This is a genomic window from Stenotrophomonas sp. YJH_SMC_12-1 (assembly GCF_059370935.1).
The window spans coordinates 85536-101918 of the sequence record NZ_JCAFUD010000002.1 but is presented as its reverse complement, the minus strand read 5'-3'; the positions used below and the strand labels follow the sequence as shown (position 1 = coordinate 101918).

Below are 16383 nucleotides of genomic sequence, written 5' to 3'. Positions count from 1 at the left end.
CCGGTGCCAGCGGCATGTGAATCACGCTCGTTATTTTCATGACGTACGTCAAATAAAACGGGCGGACAAAATGGTCTTGCCGAAAATGCATATACCTGCTGGAAGCGGAGATTCCTTTCCCCGCCATAAGTAAATCATTCAGCTGCTCGAGAGTTTCATCAGCACCAGGCCGGAAACGATCAGCACCGCTGCACCGATCCGCATCGGGCTGACCTGCTCGCCGAGGAACACGATGCCAACCACGAACGCACCGACCGCGCCGATGCCGGTCCAGATCGTATAGGCGGTGCCCAGCGGCAGGCTGCGCATGGCCACCGCCAGCAACCAGAAGCTGGCGATCATGCCGACGATCGTGACCACGGTGGGGGTGAGCTTGGTGAAGCCTTCGGACTGCTTCATGGACACGGCCCAGACGATTTCCAGCAGGCCGGCGAACAACAGATAGATCCAGGCCATGACGGCCCTCCTCTTGGTAGGGCCAGGCCGTCCTGGTCTTTGATTCCCGATGTGGGGGAGGCCGTTCCTCCTGGCCGGCATTCTAGCAACGGCGGGTGGCCCGGGCCGCCATGGGCGGGAACGGGTTACAGCGGATTCAGCGCGTGAAGCTGGCGTCGATGCACCTGCCTGCGCTAGACTACGCGTCTGCCATCGGCCAGCCGATGCGCAGTCCGGCTGTGGTCTCTGGCGCATCGCGCGCTGCTTCCCCTGGTCCGTGAACTGGCTGCCCTCCGGGCGGCCGACGTCTCTATGGTGGCCCCGTCGGCCCCTCGCGACGCTAGGTCGAAAACCCCGCCAGGGCCGGAAGGCAGCAACGGTATCGATCGACGCGGGCGCCGAGGTCAGCCGGCGGGGCCATCGCCTTTTCCGGCGACGCCCCGCCCCTGGCAGGTGCCAACCCTGGTTGGCGCCCTTCGCCGGACATGGCCCGGTCCTACCGTGCCTCGGGCGTGCCCTGGTGGAACAGCATGCGCCATCCATCCCCGTGCCGGCGCCACAGCGAGCTGCGCAGCACCCAGCCTTGCGGCTGGCCGTCGAGGTAATGGCGGCTGCGATAACGCACCTGGGCCAGACCGTCGGCCAGCAACCACGCCGCGTACTGTTCCGATTCGATCAGCACCTGCGCGCGCTCCAACGGGATCTCCTGCAAGGCTGCATCACGGCCGTAGCATTGCCCGGAACTGCCGATCTCGCTGAAATCCTCGTCCAGCAATGCGTCAAGGCGCTCAGGATCGGCCCGCACCGCAGGCGCATGCAGCGCGCGCTCCAGCACCTCCAGTCCGGCGGCCAGCGCCGCGTCGGCGGGCTGGCCGGCACCGCTCACGGCGGATCCTGCGCCAGCACGTGCGGTGCAGTGGGGGTCGCCAGCGCCACGCACTGCCCCGGCTGCGCCACGCGGTGGCCGCGCGCGGCCAGCGCCACGCCATCAGCCACGCTGGCGTAGTGGTAGAGCATCATCCGCGCCTGCAGTTCCGAGCTGTACTCGCGCTCCAGGTCGTCCACACCGGTATGCGACGGATTACCGTGCAGGCCGCAGTCGTGGGCGATCAGTTCGTTGTCATTGGCGAAGCGGGCCAGCATCTCCGGAATCGGCCGGGTATCACCACTCCAGGTCAGCGCGCCCTGCAGGCGCAGGCCGTACGCCGTCTCCGGCCAGTGGTGGCGTACCGGGAATACTTCCAGGCGCACGCCCTCGTGCCAGAACGCTTCGCCCACCACGATCAACTGGAAGGCATCCCAGAAGTTGGCACCGCCCTCGGCCAGCACGTTCGGGTAGTCACCGATGCGCTTGTGCAGCAGCGGCACCACGGTGGCAGGCACATACAGGCGCACCTTGCCGCGGCGCTGCGTGCTGAAGAAGGTATCGACGAACAGCCGCTCGAAACCGGCCACGTGATCCAGGTGCACATGGGTGACGAACAGTGCCTGCGGCATGTGCCCGTAGTGCGCCTTGAACGCGGTCAGGCCTTCGCCGCCGCAGTCGATCGTCAGCCATGGCCGCCCGTCCCGCTCGATCACCGACATCGGCGACCCCAGCTCGACCGCCGACGCGTTGCCGACGCCGAGGAAACGCAACGACCAGCCCATCAGGTGCCCCGGTTCCAGGCCATGTCATAGGCGCGCCTCAGCCGCGCGTAGTCCTTCTGCACGTCCTCCACGCTGCGCTCGCCGCGCAGCTTGATCAGCGAGCGCAGCAGGCGCTTGAGGTTGCGTTCGCGCCAGGCGGTGGCCGGAATGCGGATCACCCCGCGGTCGAAGTCGATCAGCCAGCCATGGCCGTTGCCATCGAACAGGATGTTGTGCGCGTTGAGGTCGGCATGGTCCAGGCCGGCACGGTGGAAGCGGGCGATCAGCCGCCCGGTCTCTTCCCAGGGCGCGCCCCGTCCGGCGACCAGCGCACGGTCGGCCAGCGAGCGCACGCCCTCGATCCGCTCCATCAGGATTGCCGCCCGGTAGCGCAGGCCTTCGCGCATGTAGTACGCGGCGATCGGCCGGGGCACCGGCAGCTTCTTCTCGCGCAGGGCGCGCATCAGGCGGAATTCGGCAAAGCTCCGGGTCCGGTCCGACCCGCGCCAGAGGTACTGGTCATGGCTGATCTTCGCTGCCAGGCCGCCGCGCAGGTAGTGGCGCAGCACGCTGGCGCCGAACGGCGCATCGATGAACCAGGCGCTGCCGCGGCCGCCCTCGCCGACCGGCCGGGCCTTGCTGCCCCAGTGCTGGGGCGAGAACAGGCCAACCTCGGCTTGCCGCAGCCGCTCGCGGTCGAACAGAATGGCCCCGATGCCGCGACCCTCGCGGCATGGCGTCAGCGCTTCATTGGCGTCGAATGCGACCATTTCATTGAGTCTAACAACACATGGCATCAGCGTCCTCCTCCTTGTGCCTCCTGCGCCTGTCCGCACTCGGCGATGTCACCCACGTGGTGCCCCTGGTGCGCACCCTGCAGGCTGCGCGTCCGGACACGCCGATCCACTGGATCATCGACAAGGTCGGCCACAAACTGCTCGATGGCCTGCCCGGCGTCACCTTCCACGCCTACGACAAGAAGAGCGGCATGGCAGGGGTCAAGGAGCTGCGCAAACAGCTGCCACCGGGGCGTTTTGAAGCGCTGCTGCAGATGCAGGTGGCGTTCCGCGCCAACCTGCTGTCGGCGTTCATTCCCGCCGAGCGACGCATCGGCTACGACCGCAGCCGTTCCAAGGACCTGCACGGGCTCTTCATCAACGAGCGCATTCCCGACCGCCCCGGCGTCCATGTGCTGGATGCCATCGGCAGCTTCTGCGAGCCGCTGGGCCTGCGCCAGACCGAGGTCAGCTGGGACCTGGCCGTGCCCCAGTCCGCATATGACTGGGCCGCCGCGCAATGGCAGGACGATGGGCGCCCGGTGCTGATGATCTCGCCCTGTTCCAGCCACGTGCGCCGCAACTGGTATGCAGACCGCTATGCAGCCGTGGCCAACCACGCCGCGCAGCGTGGTTGGCAGGTGGTGCTGTGCGGTGGCCGCAGCGAACTGGAGCGCAGCATGGCCGATGCCATCCAGGCACAACTGCTCACGCCGGCGCTGGACCTGGTCGGGAAGGACACCTTGAAGCAGCTGCCTGCCCTGCTTGCCCGTGCCAACCTGGTGATGACTCCGGACTCGGGCCCGATGCACATCGCCAACGCGATGGGCGCCAAGGTGCTGGGCCTGCATGCGGCCAGCAACCCGAACCGCAGCGGACCGTACTCGGACCGCCGCTACTGCGTGGACCGCTACGACGACGCCGCACGCAAGTACCTGGCCAAGCAGGCTGCCGATCTGAAATGGGGCACCAAGATCGAGTTCGACGATGTGATGGAACTGATCACTGTCGAAGACGGCATCGCGGCTTTCGAGCGTTACGTGGCCGATCATCTGGGGTGATTGGCCGGCCGAACGTTGGCCTGCGCCCAGCGGTTTCATCCACGCGTGGCGTGGACCTCCCTCTTTTGGCCGCCGGGATTACGCGCGCGGCGCGTAATCCTGGTAGGACTTCTCTTCCACGTACGCCGAGCCCAGCGCCAGGTTGATCGCCTTCTTGATGCGCGCACGCTCGTCGTTGCGCAGGTAGACGCTGCGCGCCAGGTCGACGAAGCCCTGGTCGAACGCCTGCGCCTTTTCCTTCAGGCGGATGTCGTCCTCGATGTCCCACAGCTGCTCGTTGACCGCCTTCAGCTCGGCACGCAGCTTGGCGATGTCCTTCACCGCCGCCGGGTGCGCCATCCAGGTCTGCTCCAGCGCCGACAGCTCCCTGCGCACGTTGGCCAGCTTGCCCTCGTCGCTGATGCGCTCGGACTTGATCTGCAGGATCGAGATCTTGTCCAGCAGCTCGCCGAAGGACACGGGGACAAGGATTTCAGCGCTCATGGGGGAAGGCTCCAGCAGGTGATGCATACATGGTAACCCGCGCGGCGCAAACGCTGCGCCCCGGCGCCTGCAGGGTCAGCCGAGCGCGATGACTGGGGGAGATCCCCCCGCAGCTGCGTTAGCGGTCTGGAGAGGCGGCCTGTCGCCTCCTCGCCCGGCCAGTCCAACGGCCGAGCGCGCGCGACCCGCCCTGCCCACGCTGCAACGTGTTGAAAACACGCCGCATCAGCGTGTTCATGCAGCGAAAAAGGGGCGGCATCCGCACTTCACTCCTTTCCGTGGAACTCCGCATGCATCGATATCCCGCCCTCCCCACCCGTCGCGCCACCGTCCTCGGCAGTGCCCTTGTTGCAGCACTTCTCGGCATCGCTGCCTCACCGCAGGCCCATGCCAGTGCCTTCCACGTGAATGGAGACACGCTCTACTACACCGGCAATGTACTGGCGACCGATCCGCAGACGCTGGAGGCCTACATCCTGGCCGCGCAGGCCCGGGGTACGCCGCTCCGCCAGGTGGTGTTCCGCAACTCGCCGGGCGGGGCCGCCTCCGGTGGCGTGGGCATGGGTGCCATCATCCGCCAGCACGGGCTGGATACCGTACTGGACGGCGGCTGCTACTCGGCCTGCGCCGACGCCTTCGTTGCCGGCGTGAAGCGCAAGGTCACGCAGTTCGGCCTGCTGCCGGCGCACGGCAACTACACGCAGACGGTGCTGGGCATCCATGGCGAATCCGGCCCGAACGGTCCTACCCCCTACCCGGGGCAGGACAAGTACATCAAGTATTACCGGGACATGTTCGGCCCGACCGACTTCGCGGTCATCGAAGCGCGCATCGTCCAGGCGCACTATGAACTGACCCAGCAGTCGGGCTTCCTGCGCTACTTCGACCCGAACGTGGCGGCCGTGGCCACGCGCTTCTGCCCGACCCGCGACCAGAGCGCGGCAGGCAACTGCACCGCGTATCCCGGTGTGACCTTCTACAGTGATCGCGTCGTCACCGAAGCCGGTTACGTCCAGACCGGCGACGTGCTTTCCGTCGACAAGGACGTGAGCGGAGACCTCAATCCGAACCTGGCCGTGCGCGGGCGCTACACCAATGCGCTGGCCAACCTGCGCTACTTCCAGCAGTCGGCCCCGGACATCCGGCTGGACGACGCCTTCGGTGTGATCCGTATCGGCAAGGGCGGGGTCTGGTCGCTGGATACCGCTTCCGCCGCCCAGTATGTGGTCGCCGATGGCGGCACCCTGCGCCTGCAGCAGAATGGCTGGATCCACCACGCCGAAGCCATCGGCGCCCGCAATGGCGGGCGCATCGAACTGCAGCAGGGCGCACTGCGCAGCCTGACCGTGATCGAACGCGGCGGCGTGCTGACCGGGCACGGTTCATTGAATGCCACGATCGACATCAACGAGGGCGGAACGCTCGCGCCGTCCGGCATCGTCATGCGCCCCTACTCGCTGGAAGCACTCGCACCGGGTGGCGACGACGTGTTCACCAGCGAGCGCTTCCGGATCGGCAAGGGTCGCTACATCAACCTCAATGACGGTGCGAACCTGGCCTTCCAGGTCGACAGCCAGCGCACTGCACCGGCACTGACGCTGGAAGAAGCCCGCTACTTCCTGGTCGATGAGGACCGGCAGGCGGGGGACTACAACCTGTTCGGCAACATCAACCGCGCCGTGCTGAGCATTGCCCCCGCCGCCAGGCTGACGCTGGACGTCAAGCAGGCGTTCTTCCCGGCCGGGCAGCAGAACCACCTGGTGGGAACCCAGGTGGATGCCAGCGCCCTGCAGCTGCCCATCGCCCCCTGCAGCGCTTCGAACGGTGAGTACGCTGGCCTGTGGTGCCGCACCGCTACGCCCGATACCCTGACCCGCGCAGCACCGGTGTCGGACTTCATCGAAGGGCGCTTCCAGTACGTCGAGCGCAGTGGCGAGGCCGGCAGCGCGGTGGACCTCACCGCTCCCGGCGCCGTATTCCGCCCTCGCCACAATTCACTGCTCAGCTTCACCGTCAACCAGACCGGCAGCGGCCTGTGGCTGACCGCCAATCCCTCCTTCGACGACACACGCCTGTTCGGCAACGCCGCATCCGGCGACGGTCTGGGCATCGCATTGCAACAGGCCGCTGCGCAGCGCACCTCCTCGATGAGCGGACTGCTGGGTGCCCTGCAGTTCGCTGACCGCGATGACATCGCGCGCCAGGCGGGAGCATTGCGCGGCGACGCGCATGCCAGCCTGCGCCTGGCCGATACCGCACTGGTCGGCAGCATCGGCAACGTCGTGCAGCAGCACCAGGCAGCATCGCGCAGCGGTGGCGATGCGGACGGCCTGGCAGCACAGGCCGCGCAGACCGCCTCGGCGCAATCGGCAACGACCGGCAGTCGCCTGTTCAACCAGCTGGCGATGCACCTGGTCGCACCGGCAGATGCAGGCAGTGATGCGGGCGACGCCGGACACAACCGCAGCTTCTGGGCGCGCGGGTTCGGCAGCCATGGCCGTATCGAGGGTGGTGCGGGCGTCGCCGGCCTGAACCACACCATCGGCGGCATCGCGCTTGGTGCCGATACCCGTCTGGCAGACGACCGCGTGACACTGGGCGTGAGCCTTGCCGCGGCCGACATGTCGACCCGGTCCAGCGAAGGTGCAGGATTCAGCGGCGATGTCCGCGCGCTGGATATCGGCGGCTACGTGGACGCGCTCTATTCGCGCGGCTACCTGTCCGCCGCCGTCCGCTACACCGATCTTCGCCACGATACCCGTCGCAGCATCGAGGGGATCGAGGGCCTGCAGGCACCGGTGCGTGCGAAGTACAGCAACGACGCGATTTCCGCGCGCGTGGAGCATGCGTTCTCGTTCACCACCGGCAACGGCCTGGTGATACAGCCGCTGCTGCCGGTGATCGACTACATGCGCACCTCGGCCACGCACTTCAACGAAGGCCAGGACGCAGCCGCACTCATCGGCCGCAGTGGCAGCCTGGAAAGCATCCGCGTAGGCGCCGGCCTGCAGTTGTTCAAGACCTTCGACGGCAACAACGGCGAGCGCATCACCCCGCGGGCCCGCGTGGTCTGGCAGAAGGAGCTGGGCGATACCCAGGCCCGCTACAGCAACGGCTTCGCCGCCGCCCCGGACCTGCTGTTCAGTGCCAGCAGCCAGCCCGTCGGTGAGCAGGTCCTGGCTTGGAACCTGGGCGTGACCAGCCGTGCCAGCAAGCGCCTGTCGGTGATGGTTGATTACGTGGGCGAGCGGCGCGACGGCCAGACCCAGAACGGCATACAGCTGGGGCTGGGCTACACGTTCTGAGCACACGCCATTCGCACGGGGCATCGGTCCCCACCCTGTGCGAATGGCCTTGCCTTCCACGCCGTGCGTGGATGCACCCAGCGGGCAACGAGCGGCGCAACGTGTGGGGCGACGCGCGAAACGCGCGTCGCGTTCCCGCGCCTGATGAAAGAAGAAAGGCTGCCTTTCGGCAGCCCTCTCCAGTCGAGGGGATGATCACCGAACTCATCCAAGCAATGACTTGCATCCGCCACACAGGGAATCGCCGGGTGAAACAAGCCCCTCTGTTGAGGGGCTGCCCCGACAGGGGCGGGGAGAGGCAGGCAAAGGGAGGGGCCCACGCGTTGCCACGCAACGTGTGGGGCGGCGCGCGAAACGCGCGTCGTGTCCCGCGCCAGATAAAAGAAAAGGGCTGCCTTTCGGCAGCCCTTTTCTTTTATCTGGCGGAGAGGGGGGGATTCGAACCCCCGAGGCGCTATAAACGCCTGCCTGATTTCGAGTCAGGTACATTCAACCACTCTGCCACCTCTCCGGGTGGTCCCCGGCGGACCGGGGACGCGCATCATACGAGGAAGTGAGGCCGACGACAAGTCATTCCGGCCAACGAACTGAAAATTTCCTGGGCGCATGCCTTGCCGGATGCCTGCGGCCACCCGATGATGCCTGTCTCCCCCGGCAATACCCCGCCCTGCCTACCATGATCGAATTCGGACACCTCACCCACCCCGGCATGCGCCGCGAGCTCAACGAGGACACCTACTACGGTGACAGCGAGCTGGCCCTGTGGCTGGTGGCCGACGGCATGGGCGGGCATGCCTGCGGCGAAGTGGCCAGTGCACTGGCACGCGAAACCATCGTGCGCGAGATCCGCCGCGGCGCACCGCTGGCACAGGCCATCCGCACTGCCGACGAAGAGATCATCCGCGCCTCGCGCCGGCGCAACGACACGTTGCCGATGGGCACCACCGTGGTCGCCGCGCGTGTGCAGGGCAACCGCTATGAAGTGGCCTGGGTCGGCGACAGCCGCGCCTACCTGTGGCGCGACGGCCAGCTGGCGCAGCTAAGCCAGGACCACAGCGTGGTGCAGGAACTGGTCGCGCAGGGCAACCTGACCGCCGAACAGGCCCGCGCGCATCCGCATCGCAACGTGGTCACCCAGGCACTGGGCGTGACCGATCCAGCCCACCTGAACGTGGCCACCACCAGTGGTGAGCTGCGTCCGGGCATGCAGCTGCTGCTGTGCAGCGACGGTCTCACCGAGGAAGTGGATGACCGCGGCATCGCCCGCACCCTGGCATTCGAAGATGCCAGCGCGCAGGAATGCGTGGATACGCTGGTCGCCGCCGCACTCGATGGCGGTGGCCGTGACAACATCAGCGTGATCCTGGTGCGCTGCCATTAACCGGTAGAGCCACGCCATGCGTGGAGGCGGTAGTGCAGGCCGCTGGCCGGCTCACCCGGGGAACCTCGTATCACGACGATGCCGGCCAGCGGCCGGCACTACCTCGATGTATTACGCGCTGGCGGGCTCTTCCACCTTCGGGCCATCCCACAGCGCGTGGCCGGCCTTTTTGCGCAGCCGCTCCAGCCGCGCAGCGTGCGCTTCCAGTTCCGACGGCGTAGCCACCACGCGCGGACGCGGCAGCAGCTTGCTGGTATCGAAAGCCTGCAACGCCGCGCCGGCACCGCCGCCATCGTCATCGCCCAGGCCGAAGCCGATCTCTTCCTGGCCCGAGGTCAGTGCGATATAGACATCGCCCAGGATCTGCGCATCGAGCAGGCCGCCATGCAGCGCACGGTGCGAGTTGTCCACGCCCAGCCGCTTGCACAGCGCATCCAGCGAGTTGCGCTGGCCCGGGAAGCGCTCACGCGCCATCGCCAGGGTATCGATGACCGTGCAGCGGTCGGTGATCTTCCCGTACTGCGGCCCCAGCAGCGACAACTCGTTGTCGAGGAAGCCAAGGTCGAACGCCGCGTTGTGGATGATCAGCTCGGCGCCATCGATGAACGCCAGGAACTCATCGGCGATCTGCGCGAATTCAGGCTTGTCATCGAGGAACTCCAGGGTCAGTCCGGTGACTTCCTGGGCGCCCTGTTCGAACTCGCAGTCCGGCTTGATGTACTGGTGGTAGTTGTTGCCGGTCGGGCGGCGCTTGAACAGCTCCACGCAGCCGATTTCGACGATGCGGTTGCCCTTCTTCCACTCCAGGCCGGTGGTTTCGGTATCGAGGATGATCTGACGCATGGGCTCAGTTTACCGGGCTGGCGTCGCGGATCTGGATCGCCGCGTTGCGGGCCAGGGTATCCACCCGCTCATTGTCCGGGTCGCCGGAGTGGCCCTTCACCCAACGCCAGTCGATCTGGTGCCGCAGCGTGGCCGCGTGCAGGCGCTCCCACAGCTCGCGGTTCTTCACCGGATCACCGCCAGCGGTCTTCCAGTTCTTGCGGATCCAGCCGGGCATCCACTGGGTCAGGCCCTGCCGCACGTACTGCGAGTCGGTGTAGAGCACGATGTTGCACGGCTCGGTCAGCGTCTCCAGCCCGGAAATGGCCGCCATCAGCTCCATCCGGTTGTTGGTGGTGTGCGCTTCACCGCCACTGAGCTCGCGCTCGTGGCCCTTGTAGCGCAGCAACGCAGCCCAGCCGCCGGGGCCGGGATTGCCGAGGCAGGATCCGTCGGTGTGGATTTCGATGGTTTTCAATACAGCTCCAGAATCAGGTAGCAACGGTGCCGTGCCAGCGCACCGGCAGCGGTTTCGGCCCGGGCAGGGCCAGCGTGCGTTTCTCCGCATGGAACAGGCAGGCCGCGCGCAATGGCGCCCAGCCCCCCGGGCGACGGCCGCCGGCACCGCGCCAGAGCGGGCCGAGGTAGCGCATATCGTCGCACTCCAGGCCATGGCGGCCGAGCAGCAGGCGGATCCGCTGCGGCGTACGCACCACCAGCCCATGTTGCCGCCAGTGCGTGCGGTAGGGGCTGAACGGATTGAGGCTGCTCAGCCACAAATGGCCGCCCGGCATCAATACGCGCTCGCACTCGTCGAGCAGGAGGTCGGCATCGCCGGTGGTGACATGCTGCAGCACGATCGCATTGACGCTCTCGTTGGCCAAAGGCAAGGGCAGCCCGCAGCGGGTATCGCCGTCATAGCCCGGTCCCGACCCCTGCCGGTACAGGCGCAGGCCGCGCCCACCCAGCTGCGCATCCTCCAGCCAGGCCGCACTCGGCGCGATCCACAGCCAGGGCTGCGCGGGCAGCGCCGACAGCTGCGGAAGCAGCAACTGCCGTTCCAGAACGCGCAGCGCCGCCGCCGGCTCACTGTCGAACCACGGGGTCTGGCTCGCTTGACGGGTGCTCTGCAGCGCGGGCATGGTCCAATTCTATGCGACTGACTGCCCTGCCCGCATTTGCGGATAACTACATCTGGACGCTGATCGCCGACGATGGCACTGCCGTGGTCGTCGACCCCGGCGATGCCGCGCCAGTGCTCGCACTGGCCGATCAGGGCCTGCGCGTGGACACGATCCTGCTCACCCACCACCACGACGACCACATCGGTGGCGTGCCCGCACTGCAGGCTCGCTTTCCCGGTGTACGGGTCATCGCGCCGGTCGAAGAGCGCATCCCCACGGCCACCGAACGGATCGGCGAAGGTGAACGCGTTCAGGCACTGGGCCGGACGTTCCACGTACTATCCGTGCCCGGGCATACCCGCAGCCACATCGCGTTTCACACTGCTGAACATCTTTTCAGCGGAGATTCGTTGTTCAGCCTGGGCTGTGGACGTCTGTTCGAAGGTACGCCGTCCCAGCTGCTGGCATCGATGCGCAAGCTGGGTACCTTGCCCGCGCAACTGCTGCTTTGTTGCGCCCACGAGTACACCGTGTCAAATGCCGTCTTCGCGCGGCATGTCGACCCCGCCAACGCTGCCCTGTGGCAGCGCCAAGAGGAGGCTTTGGCCATGCGCCGCGATGACCGTTCCACCCTGCCGGTAACCTTGGCCAACGAATTCGACTGCAATCCCTTCCTGCGTGTGCACGCGGCGCCGATCCGTGCGTCGGTCTCGGCACACCTGGGCCGTGACGTCGTTGACGACGTCGACGTGATGGCCGGTCTCCGGCACTGGAAAGACGGCTTCCGCGCATGATGCGCCGAAGTCTGCCGCTGGCCCTGGGCCTTGTCCTGGGGCTGGCCGGAACCGCGGGCGCACAGTCACTGGGCGCCGGCATCAGCCAGAACCTGACCGCTGCCGCGGCCCTGCCGCTGGATCCGTCCGCGCTGCCAGCGGCCTCGGTGCGTAACGGCCAGGAGATCTTCACCAGCTTCCGCGACGGCCTGGCCGAACCCAGCTGCGACGCCGAGGCCACCAGCCCACGCTGGCAGAAGCAGTTCGCCCACGCCCCCTCGCGCCTGGCCAACCAGGATGACGATGCGCTGGTGCTGTTCGGCTACGTGGTCGAAGAGCTGCGCAAGGCCGACCTGCCCACCGAGTTCGCGCTGATTCCCTTCGTGGAAAGCGGCTACCGGCCCAATGCCCGCAATGGCAGCGGCCCGACCGGCCTGTGGCAGTTCATCGCCACCACCGCGCGCAACCATCGCGTGCCGATGACCAACGGCTATGACGGCCGCCTGTCGGCGGTCGATTCGACCCAGGCCGCAGTGCGCTACCTGAAGACCCTGCACGGCATGTTCGGCGGCGACTGGCGCCTGGCCACGATGGCCTACAACGCCGGCGAGTACCGCGTGCTGCAGTCCATGCGCAAGGCTGGCATGAACGCGCAGAACGCCAAGCCTTCGGCGCTGCCCGGCCTGTCGCCGGTCACCCATGCCTACGTCGAGAAGCTGCATGCCCTGGCCTGCGTGCTGGAAGACGTGGAAGACCAGCCTGGCGTGATGGCCTCGCTGGACCGCACCGTGCCGGTGCTGAAGGACCACACCCTGCCTGCGGGCACCAGCGTGCAGCAGTGGGCCGCACAGCGCGCCCTGGACCCTGCCAGGATCGCCCGCCTCAACCCGGCCCTGGCCTCCGGTGGCCGCCCCTCGGGTACCACCCGCGTGCTGGCGCCGGTCTCGGCCGCAAATGCGACGGTAGCGGAGGCAGCGACCGCGCTGGTCGCCACCACCGCACCGGTGGCGGCCGCTGTACCGACGCCGCAGGTCACCAGAACCGTCGCCGCGATCGCCGACCGTCCGCGCAGCCGCCGCCACACCGTGCGTGATGGCGAGTCGGCCTGGACCATCGCCCGCCGCTACGGCATGCCGGTGAAGGCCCTGCTGTCGCTGAACGGCCTGAGCGGCAGCAGTGTGCTGAAGCCTGGCGCGGTGCTGCGCGTCGAGGATTGAAGCAGGCGCGATTCCGGCCGCGCCCTGCCCTGCCTCCTACAGAGCCGAGCCCATGCTCGGCTTTTTCATGCCTGCGCCCAGCGGATGCAGTCGAGCACGGCTCGACTTTACAAGAGGCGGTCGAGCAAGCTCGACCACTACCAGAGGCCAAGCGCGCCACAAACGACGCGAAGACAAAGAAAGGCCCGGCATTGCCGGGCCTTCTTCGATTCTGCCCGCCGCGAGGCTTACAGGTTCGCTTCGGTGGTCTGGATCACGAACTTCTTGCGCATCGCCTCGACATAGGCCTTGGCCGCAGCCATGCCATCGATCTGGCTCAGCTGGTCCTTCAGCTGCTTCTGCTGCTCGGCGGTCACTTCCTTCACGTCGCCCGGGTTCACCTTGTTCACCGCGAACAGCAACGCATGGCCGTTGACATCGACCTTGCCGTAGCTCGGCTTGCCATCGGCCGGCACCGGCGCGCTGAAGATCGCGCGGTTGATTTCCGGGGTCGGCACCGGCTGGCTGCGCGGCAGGCCGGGCATCGGGCTCAGCTGCAGCTTCTCGCTGGCCGCCAGCGACTGCAGGGTGGCGCCCGCCTTCAGCTTGGCCAGCACGGCATCGGCCGCTTTGTCGCTGGCCTGGCGCTGACGGTCGGCACGGATCGCGGCGATCACCTGCTCGCGCGCCTTGTCCAGCGGCATGGCCTGTTCCGGGGTGTGCGCGGCCACGCGGATGACCACACTGTGGTTGGTCGCGCCGCCCAGCGCAATCGGGTCGCTGGCGGTCCCGTCCTGCACCAGCACGTCTGAGAAGGCGGCACGCAGCACGCCCGGGTCAGCGGCGATGCCACTGGCGGTGGCACGGGTGATCGGGCCCAGCGTCTGCAGCGGCAGGTTCACTTCCTTGGCCGCGGCAGCCAGATCGCTCGGGCTCTTGTTGATGGCGTCGACCAGACGGCCGGCCAGTTCGTTGAAGCCGCGCTCGCCGTCGGCCTTCAGCTGCTCGGCAGCCAGCGTGTCACGCACTTCCTCGAAGGACTTGCCCTGGCCGCCACGGACCGCAGCAACCTTGATGATGTGATAGCCGAACTCGGTCTTGACCGGACCAATCACGTCACCGGCCTTGGCAGCGAACAGCGCATCTTCGAACGGCTTGACCATCGCGCCGCGTTCGACCCAACCCAGGTCACCCCCCTGGCCCTTCGAACCCGGGTCTTCCGAGTTGGCCTTGGCCAGTGCAGCGAAGTCGGCGCCGGCAGCCTTGGCTTCGGCGGCAATCTTGTTCGCCTTGGCTTCGGCACCGTCGCCGGTGATCAGGATATGCGAGGCCTGGCGCTGCTCCGGCGTGGTGAACTTCGCCTTCTCGTCTTCATAGCGCTTGCGCAGGGTGGCTTCGTCGGCGGCGGTCGGTGCCGGCAGGTTCGCACCATTGATCTCGACGTACTCGAGCGAAACGCTCTCGGCCTGGCGGAAGTCCTTGCCATGGCTGTCGTACCACTGCTTGATCTGCGCGTCGGTCACCGGCGCGGTATCGGCCGGCACTTCCGGCAACGCGGCCAGTTCGACATCGCGGGTCTCGCCCAGCAGCTTCAGCAGGCGCTCGGTCTCGGACTGGGTAACGAAGCCCGAGTTCTGCAGGCCCGACGGAATCACCGACTGCTGCAGGCTCTCACGCACCAGTTCCTGGAACTGGGTCGGCGTGCGCGGCGGATTGCCACCGGCAAGCGCCAGGCGGTAGTTGTTCTCGTTGAACTTGCCGTTCGAATCGAGGAAGGCCGGGATGGTGGCGATGTACTCGCGCACCGCGCCATCGCCGATCACGACACCGGCCTGCTCGCCAACCAGGCGCACGACCTGTTCGTCGATCAGCTGATCGAGCACGGCCAGCTTGTTTTCGGTGCTTTCAAACGCGCGCGGGTCGAAATTCTCGCCCTGCTGCTGGCGCTCACGCATGCGCTCCTGCTCGAAGCGGGTGCGGAAATCCTGCGCGCTGATCTCATGGTGCTGCCACAGCATGCGCACCGGCCACCACGACGGTGCCGAACGCCACCAGGTCGGCGGCGCGGAAACCTTGGCCACGTTCTGTGCGCCAACGCCACCGAGGTAGCTGTTGTCGATCACGAACAGGAACGGAATCATCAGCAGCCCCAGGATCACGGTGACGATCCAGCCTGAGGTCTTGTCGCGGAGTTTCTGCAGCATGGTGAGGAATCACAAGGCCTGATTGGCGAGCCCGGCAGTGTAACCCGCTTCGTCGCAGGGACCAAAAGCAGCGCTGGCGTGGCCTGCGCACCGCTTCCGACGGCACAAAGAAAAAGCCCCCGGCTTGCGCCGAGGGCTTTTAGAGTTGGCGGAGCGGACGGGACTCGAACCCGCGACCTCCGGCGTGACAGGCCAGCATTCTAACCAGCTGAACTACCGCTCCGCGCTGAAACTTTGCAGGTGCCCAGTATATCCGAAGACTCCTTGGAAACCCAGCCCGATGAACACTTTTTTCAAAGTTTTTTCACAGGGACTTAAGAATTCTGCAATGGCGGAGCGGACGGGACTCGAACCCGCGACCTCCGGCGTGACAGGCCAGCATTCTAACCAGCTGAACTACCGCTCCGTTCTTGCAAAAACCTTTCGCCTTCTTCCCGAGCCTTCCGGGGAGAAGACAAGGCCCCCGGCTTCAGGCCGGGGGCCTCGATGTAGTGGCGGAGCGGACGGGACTCGAACCCGCGACCTCCGGCGTGACAGGCCAGCATTCTAACCAGCTGAACTACCGCTCCGCATTGTTGCTTTTTTTGCTTTCCAGCCGGCCTGGACCGGGAAGAAAACAAAGCCTCCAGCTTTTGGCCGGAGGCCTCGTTGAATGGCGGAGCGGACGGGACTCGAACCCGCGACCTCCGGCGTGACAGGCCAGCATTCTAACCAGCTGAACTACCGCTCCACACTCAAACTTTTACCGCGGTGCTGTGGTGGGTGCTGAGGGTTTCGAACCCCCGACCCTCTCCGTGTAAAGGAGACGCTCTACCGCTGAGCTAAGCACCCCAGCGAGCCGCTTAGTTTACAGCATCCTTCAGGGCCTTGCCAGCCTTGAACGACGGATTCTTCGAAGCAGCGATCTTGATGGTGTCGCCGGTCTTCGGGTTGCGGCCGGTGCGTGCAGCACGGTCGCGGACCTGGAAGGTACCGAAGCCAACCAGGGTGACCGCATCGCCGTCCTTCAGCGCCTTGGTGATGGCAGCAACGACGGCATCGACAGCGCGGCTGGACTCGGCCTTGGTCAGGTCGGCAGCTTCAGCAACGGCATCGATCAATTCGGTCTTGTTCATTCTCTACAACTCCTTTGGCGGTGGGTTCCGCTTATTCGACAGGGAAGCAACCGCATGCCTTCTGCATGCGGCCACCATG

At 66.6% G+C, this 16383-nt stretch carries 15 protein-coding genes, 6 tRNA genes and 1 other RNA gene; 6 read left to right on the top strand and 16 right to left on the bottom strand.

Annotation, left to right across the window (positions count from 1 at the left end; translation table 11 throughout):
- Nucleotides 1-138: 138 nt before the first annotated feature.
- Complete coding sequence (locus AC5P8Y_RS03955) at nt 139-456, bottom strand: DMT family transporter (RefSeq protein WP_005408286.1); 318 nt, start codon at nt 454-456, stop codon at nt 139-141.
- Between the two features lie 300 nt (nt 457-756).
- Between AC5P8Y_RS03955 and ffs the strand changes: the two genes are divergently transcribed.
- An RNA gene (gene ffs / locus AC5P8Y_RS03950) (signal recognition particle sRNA small type) lies at nt 757-853 on the top strand.
- Between the two features lie 78 nt (nt 854-931).
- Here the strand turns inward: ffs and AC5P8Y_RS03945 are convergent.
- Genes AC5P8Y_RS03945 through AC5P8Y_RS03935 form a run of 3 tightly spaced genes read right to left on the bottom strand, consistent with a single transcriptional unit; the run spans nt 932 to nt 2834 of the window.
- Entirely contained in the window at nt 932-1321 is a 390-nt protein-coding gene (locus tag AC5P8Y_RS03945) for a nuclear transport factor 2 family protein (protein ID WP_049402792.1), read from the bottom strand.
- A complete protein-coding gene (locus tag AC5P8Y_RS03940; protein ID WP_049402793.1) occupies nt 1318-2085 on the bottom strand; it encodes an MBL fold metallo-hydrolase in 768 nt (255 codons plus the stop codon). The genes AC5P8Y_RS03945 and AC5P8Y_RS03940 overlap by 4 nt, the downstream gene beginning before the upstream one ends.
- Nucleotides 2085-2834 carry a 3-deoxy-D-manno-octulosonic acid kinase gene (locus tag AC5P8Y_RS03935; RefSeq protein ID WP_012479275.1) on the bottom strand — a complete coding sequence of 250 codons (750 nt, stop codon included), beginning with the start codon at nt 2832-2834 and terminating at the stop codon, nt 2085-2087. The genes AC5P8Y_RS03940 and AC5P8Y_RS03935 overlap by 1 nt, the downstream gene beginning before the upstream one ends.
- Nucleotides 2835-2854: 20 nt before the next feature.
- Between AC5P8Y_RS03935 and AC5P8Y_RS03930 the strand changes: the two genes are divergently transcribed.
- Complete coding sequence (locus tag AC5P8Y_RS03930) at nt 2855-3901, top strand: glycosyltransferase family 9 protein (protein WP_012479274.1); 1047 nt, start codon at nt 2855-2857, stop codon at nt 3899-3901.
- A gap of 78 nt (nt 3902-3979) precedes the next feature.
- Here the strand turns inward: AC5P8Y_RS03930 and AC5P8Y_RS03925 are convergent, their stop codons facing one another.
- Entirely contained in the window at nt 3980-4384 is a 405-nt protein-coding gene (locus AC5P8Y_RS03925; protein ID WP_049402794.1) for a DUF6165 family protein, read from the bottom strand.
- Between the two features lie 290 nt (nt 4385-4674).
- Here AC5P8Y_RS03925 and AC5P8Y_RS03920 point away from each other — a divergent pair, with 290 nt between their 5' ends.
- Nucleotides 4675-7689, top strand: coding sequence for an autotransporter outer membrane beta-barrel domain-containing protein (locus tag AC5P8Y_RS03920; RefSeq protein ID WP_049432365.1), 3015 nt, complete (start codon nt 4675-4677; stop codon nt 7687-7689).
- Nucleotides 7690-8109: 420 nt separating this feature from the next.
- Here the strand turns inward: AC5P8Y_RS03920 and AC5P8Y_RS03915 are convergent.
- Nucleotides 8110-8200 (bottom strand) — tRNA-Ser (locus AC5P8Y_RS03915).
- Nucleotides 8201-8365: 165 nt separating this feature from the next.
- Here AC5P8Y_RS03915 and AC5P8Y_RS03910 point away from each other — a divergent pair.
- Nucleotides 8366-9070 carry a PP2C family protein-serine/threonine phosphatase gene (locus AC5P8Y_RS03910; protein WP_005408277.1) on the top strand — a complete coding sequence of 235 codons (705 nt, stop codon included), beginning with the start codon at nt 8366-8368 and terminating at the stop codon, nt 9068-9070.
- A gap of 111 nt (nt 9071-9181) precedes the next feature.
- Here AC5P8Y_RS03910 and dnaQ read toward each other — a convergent pair whose 3' ends face one another.
- From dnaQ to AC5P8Y_RS03895, 3 genes are read right to left on the bottom strand one after another with little or no spacing between them, the layout of a single operon-like run.
- Nucleotides 9182-9913 (bottom strand): DNA polymerase III subunit epsilon, encoded by a 732-nt coding sequence (gene dnaQ, locus AC5P8Y_RS03905; protein WP_012479272.1) that lies wholly within the window; start codon nt 9911-9913, stop codon nt 9182-9184.
- Between the two features lie 4 nt (nt 9914-9917).
- Nucleotides 9918-10370, bottom strand: coding sequence for a ribonuclease HI (gene rnhA / locus AC5P8Y_RS03900; RefSeq protein ID WP_005408275.1), 453 nt, complete (start codon nt 10368-10370; stop codon nt 9918-9920).
- Between the two features lie 13 nt (nt 10371-10383).
- Complete coding sequence (locus AC5P8Y_RS03895) at nt 10384-11034, bottom strand: class I SAM-dependent methyltransferase (protein ID WP_033835469.1); 651 nt, start codon at nt 11032-11034, stop codon at nt 10384-10386.
- 11 nt (nt 11035-11045) lie between these two features.
- On the opposite strand from AC5P8Y_RS03895, the gene gloB reads away from it, so the two are divergent.
- Together gloB and AC5P8Y_RS03885 are read left to right on the top strand one after the other, a co-directional pair.
- Nucleotides 11046-11810, top strand: coding sequence for a hydroxyacylglutathione hydrolase (gloB, locus tag AC5P8Y_RS03890; RefSeq protein WP_049402787.1), 765 nt, complete (start codon nt 11046-11048; stop codon nt 11808-11810).
- Nucleotides 11807-13006 carry a lytic transglycosylase domain-containing protein gene (locus AC5P8Y_RS03885; RefSeq protein WP_005408272.1) on the top strand — a complete coding sequence of 400 codons (1200 nt, stop codon included), beginning with the start codon at nt 11807-11809 and terminating at the stop codon, nt 13004-13006. The genes gloB and AC5P8Y_RS03885 overlap by 4 nt, the downstream gene beginning before the upstream one ends.
- Before the next feature lie 227 nt (nt 13007-13233).
- Here the strand turns inward: AC5P8Y_RS03885 and AC5P8Y_RS03880 are convergent, their stop codons facing one another.
- The 7 genes from AC5P8Y_RS03880 to AC5P8Y_RS03850 all read right to left on the bottom strand — a co-directional run bounded on the left by AC5P8Y_RS03880 (nt 13234) and on the right by AC5P8Y_RS03850 (nt 16304).
- On the bottom strand, nt 13234-15189 hold the full coding sequence (locus AC5P8Y_RS03880; RefSeq protein WP_005408271.1) for a peptidyl-prolyl cis-trans isomerase: 1956 nt from the start codon (nt 15187-15189) through the stop codon (nt 13234-13236).
- A 146-nt stretch (nt 15190-15335) separates the two neighbouring features.
- Nucleotides 15336-15412: transfer RNA gene (locus AC5P8Y_RS03875), tRNA-Asp, on the bottom strand.
- A gap of 106 nt (nt 15413-15518) precedes the next feature.
- Nucleotides 15519-15595, bottom strand: a tRNA-Asp gene (locus tag AC5P8Y_RS03870).
- An 86-nt stretch (nt 15596-15681) separates the two neighbouring features.
- Nucleotides 15682-15758, bottom strand: a tRNA-Asp gene (locus AC5P8Y_RS03865).
- Between the two features lie 84 nt (nt 15759-15842).
- Nucleotides 15843-15919, bottom strand: a tRNA-Asp gene (locus AC5P8Y_RS03860).
- Between the two features lie 26 nt (nt 15920-15945).
- Nucleotides 15946-16020: transfer RNA gene (locus tag AC5P8Y_RS03855), tRNA-Val, on the bottom strand.
- Nucleotides 16021-16031: 11 nt separating this feature from the next.
- On the bottom strand, nt 16032-16304 hold the full coding sequence (locus AC5P8Y_RS03850; protein WP_005408270.1) for an HU family DNA-binding protein: 273 nt from the start codon (nt 16302-16304) through the stop codon (nt 16032-16034).
- Between the last annotated feature and the right edge of the window lie 79 nt (nt 16305-16383).